12 protein-coding genes are annotated in these 15,312 nt (G+C 45.5%); 11 read left to right on the top strand and 1 reads right to left on the bottom strand.

Annotation, left to right across the window (positions count from 1 at the left end; all coding sequences use genetic code 11):
• Positions 1-34 precede the first annotated feature (34 nt).
• The 11 genes from prmB to hflX all read left to right on the top strand — a co-directional run bounded on the left by prmB (position 35) and on the right by hflX (position 13,540).
• Positions 35-967, top strand: coding sequence for a 50S ribosomal protein L3 N(5)-glutamine methyltransferase (gene prmB, locus AACR09_RS06645; RefSeq protein WP_193836242.1), 933 nt, complete (start codon positions 35-37; stop codon positions 965-967).
• A 254-nt stretch (positions 968-1,221) separates the two neighbouring features.
• A complete protein-coding gene (locus tag AACR09_RS06640) occupies positions 1,222-1,863 on the top strand; it encodes a LysE family translocator (RefSeq protein WP_193836241.1) in 642 nt (213 codons plus the stop codon).
• A gap of 478 nt (positions 1,864-2,341) precedes the next feature.
• On the top strand, positions 2,342-3,799 hold the full coding sequence (locus AACR09_RS06635; protein WP_193836240.1) for a protein adenylyltransferase SelO: 1,458 nt from the start codon (positions 2,342-2,344) through the stop codon (positions 3,797-3,799).
• A 157-nt stretch (positions 3,800-3,956) separates the two neighbouring features.
• Positions 3,957-4,685 carry a response regulator gene (locus AACR09_RS06630; protein ID WP_017076788.1) on the top strand — a complete coding sequence of 243 codons (729 nt, stop codon included), beginning with the start codon at positions 3,957-3,959 and terminating at the stop codon, positions 4,683-4,685.
• A gap of 72 nt (positions 4,686-4,757) precedes the next feature.
• Complete coding sequence (locus tag AACR09_RS06625) at positions 4,758-6,203, top strand: ATP-binding protein (protein WP_193836239.1); 1,446 nt, start codon at positions 4,758-4,760, stop codon at positions 6,201-6,203.
• Between the two features lie 111 nt (positions 6,204-6,314).
• A complete protein-coding gene (locus AACR09_RS06620; protein ID WP_004736057.1) occupies positions 6,315-7,562 on the top strand; it encodes an ABC transporter substrate-binding protein in 1,248 nt (415 codons plus the stop codon).
• 181 nt (positions 7,563-7,743) lie between these two features.
• Complete coding sequence (locus AACR09_RS06615) at positions 7,744-8,682, top strand: carbohydrate ABC transporter permease (RefSeq protein WP_193836238.1); 939 nt, start codon at positions 7,744-7,746, stop codon at positions 8,680-8,682.
• Complete coding sequence (locus AACR09_RS06610; RefSeq protein ID WP_193836237.1) at positions 8,679-9,536, top strand: carbohydrate ABC transporter permease; 858 nt, start codon at positions 8,679-8,681, stop codon at positions 9,534-9,536. The genes AACR09_RS06615 and AACR09_RS06610 overlap by 4 nt, the downstream gene beginning before the upstream one ends.
• A 6-nt stretch (positions 9,537-9,542) precedes the next feature.
• The gene (locus AACR09_RS06605) at positions 9,543-10,655 is read left to right on the top strand and encodes an ABC transporter ATP-binding protein (protein WP_193836236.1); all 1,113 of its coding nucleotides are present in this window, start codon (positions 9,543-9,545) and stop codon (positions 10,653-10,655) included.
• Positions 10,656-10,793: 138 nt separating this feature from the next.
• Positions 10,794-11,939: a S8 family serine peptidase gene (locus tag AACR09_RS06600; RefSeq protein WP_017092592.1), complete on the top strand. Its 1,146-nt coding sequence runs from the start codon at positions 10,794-10,796 to the stop codon at positions 11,937-11,939.
• 233 nt (positions 11,940-12,172) lie between these two features.
• A complete protein-coding gene (gene hflX / locus AACR09_RS06595; RefSeq protein ID WP_017092591.1) occupies positions 12,173-13,540 on the top strand; it encodes a GTPase HflX in 1,368 nt (455 codons plus the stop codon).
• A gap of 97 nt (positions 13,541-13,637) precedes the next feature.
• On the opposite strand, the gene pfaD is transcribed toward hflX, so the two are convergent.
• Positions 13,638-15,275 carry an eicosapentaenoate synthase subunit PfaD gene (gene pfaD / locus AACR09_RS06590; RefSeq protein ID WP_017095913.1) on the bottom strand — a complete coding sequence of 546 codons (1,638 nt, stop codon included), beginning with the start codon at positions 15,273-15,275 and terminating at the stop codon, positions 13,638-13,640.
• Positions 15,276-15,312 lie beyond the last annotated feature (37 nt).

Here is a 15,312-nt window from a genome sequence, read left to right as displayed (position 1 = left end):
ATTAGCAGTATTGTAGCGCTTTTCGGAGACAATTTTGGATAAGATTTTTGTAGAAGAAGCGGTATCAGAACTACACACGCTTCAAGATGTGATTCGTTGGACTGTTAGTCGCTTTAACGCAGCGGGCCTTTTTTATGGTCACGGCACTGATAACGCGTGGGATGAGGCGGTACAACTTATTTTACCTACTCTTTATCTGCCGATTGATGTTCCTTCGCATGTTATGAACTCTCGTCTAACGAGCAGCGAACGTCTGCGTATTGTTGAGCGCGTAATCAAGCGTATCAATGATCGCACACCAACGGCTTACCTAACCAACAAAGCTTGGTTCTGTGGTCTAGAGTTCTTCGTTGATGAACGCGTTCTTGTGCCTCGTTCGCCAATTGGTGAGCTGATCGAAGCTCAATTCCAACCTTGGTTAACTGAAGAGCCAACGCGCATCATGGACCTTTGTACGGGTAGTGGCTGTATTGCTATTGCTTGTGCTCATGCATTCCCTGATGCTGAAGTAGACGCGATTGATATCTCTACTGACGCATTGCAAGTTGCTGAGCAGAACGTTCAAGATCACGGCATGGAGCAGCAAGTGTTCCCAATCCGTTCAGATCTTTTCCGTGATTTACCAAAAGAGAAATACAACCTGATCGTATCGAATCCACCTTACGTGGACGAAGAAGATATGAACAGCTTGCCAGAAGAGTTTACTCATGAACCAGAACTTGGCCTAGCGGCAGGTACTGACGGGCTGAAATTGGTTCGTCGTATCTTAGCTAACGCGCCAAACTACCTAACGGATGATGGTATTCTGATCTGTGAAGTGGGCAACTCAATGGTTCACATGATGGATCAGTACCCAGAGATTCCATTCACTTGGATTGAATTCTCTAATGGTGGTCATGGCGTATTCATGATCACTCGTGAGCAGCTAGTGGCTTGCGCAGATGAGTTCTCTCTCTACACAGACTAAGTTTTGTATAGACTAAGCTTTGTATCGAAAAAGCTTCTTTGATTAGATTCGGGTTACCTTCGTTATTAAAGAAACCCTATCTGTATTAATTTAAACGCCATGCAGCAATGCATGGCGTTTTTTATTGCCTAAATTTTGGATACCGTACTTAGCGTTGAGGATTTGTTGCATATTATTTAGTTGCTTAATGTGAATAACTATCACATATTGATGGTCAATGTTTAGTCGTTTTAGTGAGTTAAGGAGAATTCGCGATGAGCTTTGATACATGGATTTATTATTTATTAGCGGTGCTGATTTTGACAGCTTCGCCCGGGCCAAGCTCTTTATTATGCATGACTAAAGGTGTGCAATCTGGCTTTAAACTATCGATATTTACCGCGCTGGGTAGCTTAACTGCGATTACTGGAATTCTAACGTTATCGTTTACCGGGCTGGGTGTGATTATTGCTTCGTCTGAGGTGGTGTTTAACGTCATTAAATGGACAGGAGCCGCTTACCTAATCTACCTTGGTTGGAAGTCTCTGCGTTCTAGTCAGCAAGATTACGACAACCTATCCAATCAACAATCCGATTCTAAATCGGTTAAAGAAAGTGCTTCGCAGCATTACTTAAGTGGCTTCATTGTTGGTGCGAGCAATCCCAAAGCTATCCTATTTTTTACCGCACTTTTTCCGCAATTTATTGACCCATCGATCGCTCTGGTTCCACAGTTCACCGTGTTTGCTTTGACCTTTATTGTAATGGAATTGTCTTGGTTATTGGTTTACGCCTATTTAGGGGCTAAATCGTCAAATTGGTTGTTTGCTAAAGGCCGAGCCAAGGTATTCAATCGTGTCACTGGAGGTGTCTTTATTGGGGCTGGTGCACTGCTTTCGACGACCAGTCGAGCATAGCTTTTGATTTATCAAATAGTTGAATAGTTACAGAAGTTTCTTGGTGTTGTAATAAAAGGTTAATATTAATGTGCTTGCTGATATCGGCATAAAGTCGATATATTGGTGTTACACCATCACGTTCTCGAGGAGAGACATATGCAGCATCAAGAAATGATTCAACACAGTAATTTCGGCGTTATCAGTCGTACTTGGATTTTCTCTACCCTTTCTCTAGTGGGTATTCTTGCTCTAATGTAGTCAGTTTTATGGCTCAATATTTTCAGTTTTTATTATGAATACACTTGTTAAAAAGTCTTCAAAGTTAGAACTCTTATTCTCGTAAATGTGGCTCTTCTCATCAGTCTAGCCACTTAGCTTTTCCTCTTCGAAAAACAGCTAAGCAATTTTCTCTCATAAGCTCATCGTGTAACCTCATCTGAAGTTGTTATCAAACTGTGATAATCTTAAATCATCTTTTATCTACAGTGTGCCTCTCATGTCTGTCTGGGATTCTATTTCATTTAACAATCGATTTACCGCATTACCTCGACTGTTCTATACCCCAATTCAACCTACACCGCTCAGCAATGTCCAATGGCTCGCATGGAACCATAATCTTGCGAATGAACTTGGCTTTCCGTCATTTGAAAACGCTTCCGAGGAATTGCTTGAGACGTTATCTGGCAATGTTGAACCTGAGCAGTTTTCGCCACTCGCAATGAAATACGCAGGTCACCAGTTTGGCTCTTATAACCCGGACTTAGGTGATGGAAGAGGGCTGTTATTAGCGCAAGTTGTCGCGAAAAGTGGTGAAACGTTCGACTTACACCTTAAAGGTGCAGGTAAAACCCCCTATTCACGTATGGGCGATGGTCGAGCGGTTATTCGCTCAACGGTTCGTGAGTATCTATGTAGCGAAGCGATGGCGGGTCTTAATATCCCAACCACACGTGCGTTGGCGATGATGACCAGCGATACGCCGGTTTATCGTGAGAAGCAAGAGTGGGGCGCATTGTTGGTGCGCGCTGCTGAGTCACATATTCGTTTCGGTCACTTTGAACACCTGTTTTATACCAATCAGTTGTCAGAACATAAATTATTGGCCGACAAAGTCATCGAATGGCACTTCCCAGAATGCCTCGATGAAGAAAAGCCATACGCTGCCATGTTTAATGAGATTGTTGATCGCACTGCGGAAATGGTCGCGCTGTGGCAAGCGAATGGTTTTGCTCACGGAGTGATGAACACTGATAACATGTCTATCATCGGGCAAACTTTCGATTATGGCCCATTCGCATTCCTTGATGAATATGACCCAAGATTGATCTGTAATCACTCGGATTACCAAGGTCGTTATGCTTTCAATCAACAGCCTAGAATTGGATTGTGGAACCTATCGGCACTGGCGCACTCACTTTCGCCTCTGGTGGATAAAGCCGAACTTGAGGCTGCACTCGAACAATACGAACCACAAATGAATGGTTATTTCAGTCAGATGATGCGTCGTAAATTGGGGCTGCTTTCGAAACAAGAAGGTGACAGTCGTTTGTTTGAATCTATGTTTGAGCTGATGTCGCAAAACAAAGTCGACTACCCAAGATTCTTTAGAACGCTGTCGAACTTGGATACCTTGCCGCCACAGGAAGTGATTGATTTGGTTATCGACCGAGAGGCAGCAAAGCTATGGATGGATAACTACTTACAACGCTGCGAATTGGAAGAGAGTTCAGTGGCAGAGCGCAGCGAAAAGATGCGACAAGTGAACCCGAAATACATCCTCAGAAACTACCTTGCCCAACTCGCCATAGATAAAGCCGAGCGTGGTGATAGTAGTGATATTGATGCGTTAATGGTGGTGTTGGCAGACCCTTATGCGGAACATCCTGACTACGAACACCTTGCCGCGCTGCCGCCTGAGTGGGGCAAAGCCATGGAAATCAGCTGCTCCTCTTAACCTTCGATGATTCTTTGAGTCGCTAAGTACAGATAGAGGTCACTAAGTTGTGATCTTTATCTGTTCGTTCTTCTAACTTTACAAACATGTCAATAATCAAATAATCGGCCAGCCTATACACTATGTGAATAAGTTGTAAATTTAATAGGTTTGGGCGATGCCAACAAATACTCGAATTCTCGTGGTGGATGATGATCAAGAAATCCGCGAGCTGCTGGAAGAGTACCTTACAAAATCGGGCTTCGATGTCTCTTCTGTTGGAGACGGTGTTGAATTAGAAACCCACCTGCAAAGCCAAGGTTATCCAGACCTGATTCTGCTCGATGTTATGCTCCCCGGTGACGATGGTTTTACTTTGTGTCAGCGAGTTCGAAAGCAATCCAATGTGCCAATTATCATGCTGACAGCGGTATCGGATGAAACCGATCAAATTATTGGTTTAGAAATTGGTGCCGATGATTACATTGCGAAGCCATTTAGTCCGCGCCAATTAATGGCTCGTATCAAAGCACTACTACGCCGTGTTCAAGTGGTGGATGACAAGCCAAGTGATGCACTGCCAAAGCAGATTATTTTTGGTGATTGGACGCTCGATACACTAGCGCATCGAATTTCTCACAATGAAAATTCAGAAGAAATGGACTTGTCAGGCAGTGACTTTTCTTTGTTAATGCTGTTCTTGACTCGTCCTAATGAAGTTCTCGACCGTGACACCATCTCTTTCGCCACCAGAGGCCGCGAAGCGCTGCCTTTTGAACGTGGTATTGATGTGCAGCTTAGTCGCCTGAGAAGTCGGCTGGGCGACAGTGGTAAATACCCTCACTACATCAAAACTATGCGCGGTAATGGCTACATTCTTGCTGTGCCGGTTCAGTATGAACACTAAGCATGACCTACTGTTAATGAAGCAATGCTAATAAAGTATTTCCAATGAAGTATTCCGGATGAAATATCTCGTATGAACTGGATGAGTTGGTTGAAACCAAATTCGTTAGTCGCAAGAACCTTATTGTTGACGCTGTTAGCCGTGGTGATAGCTCAAGGTATCGCAACGTCTATATGGTATAGCGAATCAAAACACAAAGAGCTGGAAGGGATTCGTTCTGCTTCGTCGAGCATGGCGAACATGTTTGCTTCAACGGTGACTTTTTTCCAATCTCTACCCGTTAAATATCGTCATATCGTGCTGGATCAAATCCGCAATATGGGGGGAACGCGTTTCTTCGTTTCTTTCAATAAAGAGGCTTTGATTGTCGAACCGATCCCCGATACCCGCTTAAAAACCGCCTCGATTGAAGCGATAGAAAGTGTTTTGAGTAGCAAACTCAATAAAGTGGCGTCAGTGCGGGTTGACTTCTCTCGTCCTGAACACCTTCGTTTGCTCAAAAATGACATCTACTTGAGCGATCTCCCGCGATCTTGGGCACATCATACTTTAACGTTAGAACCGCTGAATCCACCCATTCTGGTTGTACAAATCGAATTGACCAGTCACGAATGGGTATACATTGCGGCATTGTTGCCTGCTCCATATGTGAAACTCGACGATACGATTCTTGGCAGAGAGCAGGTGATCTTCTTAGTTTCTTCAACGCTTATTCTGCTGGTTCTAACTTACTTGATGATTCGTCGCCAAGTACGCCCTCTTAAAAAGTTAGCAAGAGCCGCCAATGAGATGAGTATGGACATTCAGCAGCCCCAACTGAAAGAAGAAGGGGCGACTGAACTGGTCACCGCAACCCGAGCCTTTAATCGCATGCAGCAACGGATTCGTCGCTATGTTGCCGACCGAGAGCACCTTTTTTCTGCGATCTCCCATGACTTAAAGACACCAATAACACGTCTAAGATTGCGTGCAGAGTTGTTGGAGAGTGAAGTAAAGAAAGACAAATTCAATAAAGATCTCGATGAGCTCGAGATGATGGTCAAAGGTGCTTTGCAAGCGGTAAGAGACACCGATCTACACGAGAATAATGCCATTATTGACCTCAATGAAATGGTGCTCTCTGTGATTGAATCTCATAACCAGTACCAAACAAAGGTAGAGTTCGAACCGGTTGTCATTGAGCCATTGGTCGCGAAACCACTGGCGATTAAGCGTGTACTGACCAACTTAATCGACAACGCAGTTAAGTATGGTTCATCTGCCGTAGTGGAAGTTAGTGGTGATGAGCTTTGGGTGGTCGTGACTATTCAAGACTGTGGCAATGGTATCCCAGAAGACAAGCTAGAGATGGTCTTTGAACCCTACTTTAGGCTGGCAACCGACGACCAAGGACACGGACTTGGCCTCGGGATCTGCCGAAATATCCTGCACGGACACGGCGGAGATCTCATTATTCGCAACTCCTCTCAAGGCGGCTTAGAAGCCAAAGTCTATATCCCAACAGGCCTAGAAGTGTAATGTAACAATTGTGTTACATAGGGCTTACCTTTTGTTTCAATCTTATCAATCAGAATAAGTAGACTCTTTATTGAACCGGACGTCGAGTCCGCTAAAACATGGAAGATAATAATGAAAATCAATAAAACCCTACTTACTCTATCTCTTCTTGCTGCCTCAACATTTTCTCAAGCTGGTGAAGTGGAAGTACTTCACTGGTGGACTGCCGGTGGCGAAGCGAAATCCGCAGCGGTACTGAAAGAGATGATTGAAGAACAAGGCCATACTTGGAAAGATTTTGCTGTTGCTGGTGGCGGCGGTGAAAGTGCGATGACTGTTTTGAAAACTCGAGCAGTATCGGGCAATCCTCCATCTGCCGCGCAGATCAAAGGTCATGATATTCAAGAGTGGGGTGGTTTAGGTTTTCTAACGTCTCTCGATGCGACTGCTAAACAAGAACAATGGGATGAGTTACTGCCAGAGGTGGTGACTAAAGTGATGAAGTGGGATGGCGAATATGTGGCGGTTCCTGTTAACGTTCACCGTGTTAACTGGCTTTGGGCTAACCCTGTTGTTTTAGAAAAATCGGGCGTTACGGTTCCAACTACGTTAGATGAGTTCTTTGTTGCTGCAGACAAGATTAAAGCAGCTGGCTTCATTCCATTGGCTCACGGTGGTCAACCTTGGCAAGACGCAACCGTATTCGAAGCGGTGGCTCTTGATGTTCTAGGCAGTGAAGATTACAACAAAGCGTTCGTTGATCTTGATATGGACGTATTATCTGGCGACAAGATGGTGGAAGTGTTCACCAAGTTCAAAAAGATGCGTGACTACATCGACAGCAACTCTCCAGGTCGTGATTGGAACGTCGCAACCTCAATGGTTATCAATGGCGAAGCAGCGATGCAGATCATGGGTGATTGGGCGAAAGGTGAGTTTACTGCGGCAGGCAAAGTGCCGGGTAAAGATTACATCTGTGCACCAGCTCCAGGTACTGACGGCCAATTTACCTTCAATATCGATAGCTTTGCGTTCTTTGAGTTAAGTGACAAAGAGAACCAAAAAGCTCAGCAAGACCTAGCGAAAACCATTCTTACTAAAGACTTCCAAGAAGTCTTCAACCTTAACAAAGGTTCTATCCCTGTACGTCTAGATATGGACATGTCTAAATTCGACCAATGTGCGTTGGACTCAATGGCAACCTTCAAAGCGAGTGCTGAATCTGGCGATCTTGTTCCGAGTATGGCTCACGGCCTAGCGACAACAAGCTACGCTCAAGGCGCGATCTATGACGTAGTGACCAACTTCTTCAATGAGAAAGATGCCGATCCGAAACAAGCGGCAGCTAAGTTAGCAAAAGCAGTGAAAGCGGCTATCTAATCTAACTTGATAAGCGACACACAACGCACGTGAGTGACGGGTTGTGTTGCTTTATCGAACCCCCAGGGTGGGTAGGCTCGTAGGGAGCCTATCTGCTCTTCACTCCCAATTCTAATATGCGTGATGCTGATGTGGTGCCGAAAGGTAAGCCATTGGCTCGATTGTACAACAAGGATAAGTTATGGAGCATGTTTTGACTGAGTCGACTCCAAAACCCACAAGGAGCCAGCCTGCACCGAAACCGAGTTTTGCTGACAGGTTGCAACATTGGTTACCTAAAATTGTGCTGGTGCCAACTGCGTTAGTGACCGTGGTGTGTATCTACGGTTATATATTTTGGACGGCCGCATTGTCGTTCACCAACTCTCGATTTCTTCCGAGCTTCAACTTCGTTGGTTTAACCCAATATGAAAAGCTGATGGATAACGATCGTTGGATTACCTCAATCACCAACCTTGGTGTGTTTGGTTTTCTATTCATGGCGATTGCTATCTTGCTAGGCGTTGGTTTAGCGGTATTGCTTGACCAAAATATCCGTCAAGAAGGCGCGATTCGTACTATCTACCTCTACCCAATGGCGTTGTCATTCATTGTGACGGGTACGGCGTGGAAATGGATTCTTAACCCGGGTCTTGGCATTGAAAAGTTGATGCAAGACTGGGGATTTACTGACTTCAAATTTGACTGGCTCGTCAATTCTGAAATGTCGGTTTACACCTTAGTGATTGCAGCACTTTGGCAGTCTTCTGGATTCGTGATGGCGATGTTCTTAGCAGGTCTGCGTGGCATCGATTCTTCAATCATCAAAGCGGCTCAAATCGATGGGGCAAGCTTACCCACTATCTATCTCAAAATCATTTTACCTTGCTTGCGCCCTGTGGTTTTCAGTGCGGTGATCATTACTTCTCACATTGCAATTAAGAGCTTTGACCTTGTGACGGCAATGACGGCAGGCGGCCCGGGTTATTCATCGGATCTTCCAGCGCTATTCATGTATGCCCACTCCTTTACTCGTGGCCAAATCGGCCTTGGTGCTGCCAGTGCCATGATGATGCTTGCCGGCATTTTAGCGATTCTCGTGCCTTATCTTTACTCTGAACTTAGGGAGAAAAAGTCATGATGCATAACATCAATTTTGCTCGAATCTTTATTTATTCAGCACTGCTTTTCTTCTGTTTAGTGTACCTAATGCCATTGTTCGTGATGGCGCTGACGTCATTCAAAACTCTGCCAGACATCAAGGCGGGCAACCTGATGAGCTTGCCAAAAGAGTGGGTGTTCGATGCTTGGTATAAAGCGTGGGACACCGCTTGTACTGGCGTGAAATGTGAAGGCATCAAAGGCTACTTCTGGAACTCGTTCCAAATGGTGATTCCTGCGGTTGCGATTTCAACATTGTTGGGTGCATTCAATGGTTATGTGGTGACGAAATGGCAATTCGAAGGTTCAAACCTGTTCTTTAGTTTGTTGTTATTTGGCTGCTTCATTCCATTCCAAGTGGTGCTACTACCAATGGCAACCATGCTCGGCAAGATGGGGCTAGCGAACACAACCATCGGCTTGGTGATTGTGCACGTTATCTACGGTATGGCATTTACTACACTGTTTTTCCGTAACTTCTATATCTCGATTCCTGATGAATTGATCAAGGCGGCAAAGCTCGATGGTGCTGGCTTCTTTACGATTTTCTTCAAGATCTTATTACCGATCTCGACACCAATCATCATGGTGACGGTGATCTGGCAGTTCACCGCGATTTGGAATGACTTCTTGTTCGGAGTGGTCTATTCCGGCTCAGATACTCAGCCGATCACCGTGGCATTAAACAACCTAGTCAACACCAGCACTGGCGTTAAAGAATATAACGTCGACATGGCTGCCGCGATCATCGCCGCACTGCCAACGCTGTTGGTGTATGTCTTCGCAGGAAAATATTTTGTTCGTGGCCTAACGGCAGGATCAGTAAAAGGATAATTACCCATGGCAACATTAGATTTAAAACAGATCCGTAAAACCTATCGCAACGCGGACAACGAAACGTTAAAGGGCATCGACATCAGTATCGATTCGGGGGAATTTTTGATACTTGTCGGCCCTTCGGGGTGTGGGAAATCCACCTTGATGAACACCATAGCTGGGCTAGAGAATATTAGCTCGGGTGAGATTGTAATTAATGGCATAGACGTGGCGCAGGTTGAACCTAAAGATCGCGATATCGCGATGGTATTCCAGTCGTACGCGCTTTATCCAAACATGACGGTACGTGGCAATATCGCTTTCGGTTTGAAGATTCGTAAGATGCCTCAGGATGAGATCGATGCAGAAGTAAATCGAGTGGCTGAAATGCTGCAAATCGAACAGTTGCTTGATCGTAAGCCATCGCAGCTTTCTGGTGGTCAGCGTCAACGTGTCGCAATGGGGCGTGCTCTAGCTCGTCGTCCTAAGCTGTATCTGTTTGATGAGCCGCTTTCTAACTTGGATGCCAAGCTGCGTGTTGAGATGCGTCATCAGATTAAACGTCTGCACCAGAAGCTGAATACCACGATTGTTTATGTAACCCATGATCAAATCGAAGCGATGACTCTCGCTGATCGCATCGCAGTAATGAAAGATGGCGAGCTACAGCAGCTCGGCACACCGCAAGAGATCTACACCAAACCCAACAATATGTTTGTGGCTGGCTTTATGGGTTCACCATCAATGAACTTCATTAAAACCATGGTGGACTTGGATGAGGAACAGAATCCGATTATTAAAGTGGTCGGTACCGCAGATCAAGAACACCACATTCGTTTGCCACAAAGTATGCGCGACCAAGATGGCAAAGAGTTGGTGATAGGACTACGTCCTGAGCACATTACCGAGCAGCAGGGTGACGATGTTTCTGCCTCTACAAAGCTAGACTTACAACTAGAGGTATTGGAACCGACAGGGCCAGATACTATTGCGATGGTTAAAGTGAACGACCAAGAAGTCGCGTGTCGTTTATCGCCAGAATTTGAAGTGTCCGTTGGGCAAATGGCACCGCTGCATTTTGACTTATCAAAGGCCGTATTCTTCGATGCTCAAACCGAAGCGAGAATCGATTTCTAAGTTTTATAACGGGTTATATTTCTTTGAACACCTCATCTTTTGATGGGGTGTTTTTGTGTCAGAATAGACAAATTCATATTAATGATAAAAAACTCAGTAGAGTCTATGCTTGATGGGAGATTAATTTTTATAAAAAGGATGTCTGCAATGAGAGTCCAATTACTTGCAGGAGCAATGTCACTTGCTCTTCTTTCCTCTCCTGTATCTGCTGTTGTTAATCATGATTTGAGAGACAGTTATATTGTCGTTTTGAAAGATAGTACGTCGGTGTCACGAGCGAATGATATTGCACGTGAAGTTGCCAATGGGCGCGGTGTAGTCGGTCATCAATATAGCCATGCCCTGAAAGGATTTTCAGTCAAGTTCCCAGAACAAGCACTCAAAGGTCTTAAAAATAGGTTCCCTGAGATTGATTACATTGAGCCTGATATCGTCATGCATGCTTTGCCGCGAGGGGGTAAACCTAATCGAGGCGGAGGTGGAGATAGTGTTGAGCGAGATCCGCAACAGATCCCTTGGGGTGTAACCAGAGTCAACGGTGGGACAAGTGATATGAGTAACGCCTCAGTCGTTGCTTGGGTCATTGATTCGGGTATTGACAGCAACCATCCCGATTTGAACGTAAACAAATCTCGAGGGGCAAACTTCACTCGCGGTAAGAAAAACAATACGAATGATGGTAATGGTCACGGCACGCATGTAGCAGGAACGATTGGTGCCTATGATGATGGTTTTGATGTCGTTGGCGTTGCCCCCGGTGTGCAGGTAATTCCAGTACGAGTTTTAGATAATAGTGGTAGTGGCTCAATGTCGGGCGTGATTGCGGGTGTTGATCATGTTGCACGCTATGGCGGCTCTGGTGACTGTGCCAATATGAGCTTGGGAGGAGCTGGATCTTCCTCTGCCTTAGATAGCGCTATTAAAACAGCTGCTGCCCAAGGGATATTTTTCTCAATCGCAGCGGGTAATTCAGGCCAGGATGCAAGTGGTTTTACGCCAGCTAGCACTAACGGTACAAACATATTTACTATCTCAGCATTTGGAGAAATTAACGATAGCTTCGCTTACTTTTCCAATTATGGTTCTGATGTAGATTACGCTCAACCGGGAGTCGATGTACTATCGACTAAAGCGGGAGGAGGAACGGTTTCTTACAATGGTACCTCGATGGCAGCTCCTCATTTTTGCGGAGTACTGTTAGTAACCGGTGGCTCATTCTCTTTAGATGGGGTTGTGAATAATGATCCTGATGGAGATCCGGACCTTATCGCAGTGAGCAATTAATTCGTTTAACAGTAATGATAGCTCAATGGGTAAAAAAATGCCGTTGTAGGCAATAAAAAGCGACCTGATGGGGCGCTTTTTATTGTGAATAATCATCGAGTAGACAGTTAATTATCATCAAAGCTGATATTTAGTGTGATGTGGCTATATAAAGCTGACGTAGAAACGCGTAGGATCGACTCAACTTTAGATCAAATACTAGGTTGCACTTTGGTGCATAGACAGAATAAAACATGAAACTAACAGCAAAACCAGCGGCGAATAACGCTTTACTTATTTCTATTACGACACCGGATTTTAAAGGTGACGAAGCAAAAGAGTCTCTTGCCGAACTTGCTCGCTTAGTGTCAACCCTAGGGTTTAAAGTCGTTGGTACGCAATCGCAACACCACAGTTCATCTCAACGACAGAATGTGTTGGGTGCAGGTAAGCTTGCCGAAATTGCACATCTAACTGGTTACCAAGGCTCTATTGAAGAAGCTGAAGATGAAGATTTTATTGATGAGTCGTTTGATTTTAGTTCTGAAATCGATGAGCTAGATTTTGATGATCTTCCAACGGGCAACTTCCAATACGGTGCCGCTGATGTTGTGGTATTTGACTGTGATTTAAGTCCATCTCAAATGCGTACTGTTGAGGCGAGTTTGGGTGTGGAAGTATTTGACCGTACTGGCATCATCATCGAAATCTTCAGCCGTCACGCACGTACTCGTACTGCTCGTCTGCAAGTTGATATCGCTCGTCTAAACTACTTAGTGCCACGACTTCGTGAAACGGCTGAGGGTGATAAAGAGCGTCAAATGGGTCAGGGCGCAGGTGAAACTTCACTAGAGCTAGACCGTCGTAACGTACGTGACCAAATTGCTGCGCTTAAGCGTGAGCTAGTAAGCGTACAAGATGAAATGAAGACCCGACGCACAAGGCGCGCGGAGCTTTTCACTGTTGCTTTAGTTGGCTACACCAATGCCGGTAAATCTTCGATGATGCGTGCAATGACCGCAACCGAAGTGGTGGGTGAAGATAAACTGTTCGCAACGCTAGACACTACGGTTCGTGCGCTTCAGCCAATCACTCAACCGCGTATCCTTGTTTCAGATACCGTGGGTTTCATCAAGAAATTGCCACACGATCTGGTTGCATCATTCCACTCAACGCTAGCAGAAGCGCATGATGCTTCATTGCTGCTTTATGTCGTTGATGCTTCAGACGTTTCATTCCGCGCACAACTTGATGTGGTACACGACGTATTAGCACAAGTGGGTGTTGAAGGCAGCGAAAAACTATTAGTGCTGAATAAGTGCGATAGATTGACTGAAGAACAGCAATTAGAGCTGATCGAAGAATTCCCAGATGCGATGCTGACGTCGACTCGAGATCCTCTGGATATCACGAAACTGCACAAGTACATCGTTGGTGTTGCTGAAGAAGGCATGATCGAAGAAGAGATCACTATCCCTTATTCTGGACAAGGCATCATCGGTGAGATTCGCTCAAATATGAGTGTGGTTAAAGAAGAGTACGACTACGAACACATCAAATTAACGGTTCGTTCAAGCGCCATTGATTTAGCGCGACTGAAAAAGCGTATGCAGAAGTCTTAATCTTTTAGCTAGCTTAAGAAAAATGACCAAAAGAAAAGCGACCCGTTAAGGTCGCTTTTTTTATTCGTTGAGCTTAATTAACTCTGTATTGAAATGCCTACGCCATTCTTTGAGTCGGCTTCCAACGTGCTAGCTCTGGATCAAGCTTGATGCCTTGTGAGGTCAGCAGGTTAACACGAGCTAAGTAGGCAGCACCGTGCATCAGGTGCTTAGCAAGATCAACGGCATTACGCTGTTGGTAATCATCTAAATAGCTGTCTTTTGCCCATGCGTTGAATGCGCCAAGTGCCGGGCCAGCCCATACTTGGTAATCCATCTCACGACCTTGTTCACCGGTGTTTGACCAGCGGCTAGAAAGCCCTAAGTACCAACGGAAGATCAACGCCATCTTACGCTTTGGGTTGCCTTCAGCACGTTCGATCTGTTTAGGATCGCGCTCGTTAAAGTGCGCCACAGTCCCCGCCCAAATGTCATCCAGTGTTGAACGGAATACTTGCTTCTCAAGCTTCAGTCGTTCTTCTACTGGAATCGCTTCAATCGAGTCGTAACGTGTGTATAGCTCATACAGTTTATTGGCACGCATTGGGAACAAGGTGCCGCGCTTAACCACCTGCAGTTTCACGCCCATTTCGAACATGTCTGCCGCCGGAGCCATAGTCACGTCAGCCATTTCGGTTGTTGAAAGCAGCTTACGAGTGTGTTCGCTCGCGCCAGCTTCAACACACGCTTGGTTGATAGAGCCGGTAACAATGTATGCCGCACCCATGTTAAACGTCGCTAGAGCAGCGTCAGGTGTGCCTACGCCACCACCACAACCGACACGTAGCGGTGTTTTGAATTGGTACTGAGCTTGGATTTGCTCTTTCAGGGCAAGAATCGTTGGCAGTAGGGTAACCAGTGGACGGTTATCAGTGTGACCACCAGAATCGGCTTCTGCAGTAATGTCATCAGCCATAGGAACCAGTTGTGCCAGTTCCATCTGTTCTGCTGTGATTCGGCCTTCATCAACCAAAGCTTGCAGCATTTTCACAGGAGCCGGTTGCATGAACTTACTTGCGACTTCAGTACGGCTTACCTTAGCAATAACCTTGTTGCCAATCTGAATCTCACCTTGTGCATCGCGGCTAAGGCCCGCAGCACGGTAGTGAACGATTTGCGGTGTTAGACCTAAGAAAGCAGAAGCCTCAACCGTTTTTACCTTATGTTTCAAAAACAGCTCTACACTGCCGCGTTCTAGTGCGGGTTCGCTTGGGCTGTGAATCAGATTAAACGCATAAGGGCCGTTAGGCAGTGCTGATTGAATACGATTAATCGCTTGCTCAACACGAGACGGGATTAAGCCCGCCGCGCCAAATGAACAAAGAATGCCAGCTTGGCCAAGCGCAATCACCAACTCTTCAGATGAAATGCCGTTTGCCATTGCGCCCGCGTAGTAAGCGTATTTCACGCCGTGACAGCGACGAAAATCTTCGTCTCCTAGGCTTTGTGTACCAAGAGCAGGAGCAAAGGCGCTAACAGGCTGGTTGTTCGCTGAGCTTGCTGAATCGCCCGATGTAATTTCCGCTTGTTGGCTTACGCCTAAACCTTTTTCTGGGTGGTTCACTACGTAACAAGCAAGGCTTAAATCTTTCAAGATTGTCGACATTGCTGCGTTATCGAAACGCGTTGTGTTCTCTTCGATCTGCCAAGGCCACGGAGATAGCTTTTCGTTATTGATAGTAGTTTGAGTTGTCATACTAAATTCTTTCCTAATTCTCTGTATCTAATGGCGG

The organism is Vibrio sp. OPT20 (genome assembly GCF_963889365.1).
In the GTDB taxonomy this organism is placed as follows: domain Bacteria; phylum Pseudomonadota; class Gammaproteobacteria; order Enterobacterales; family Vibrionaceae; genus Vibrio; species Vibrio splendidus.
This window is presented reverse-complemented; position numbering and strand designations above follow the sequence as displayed.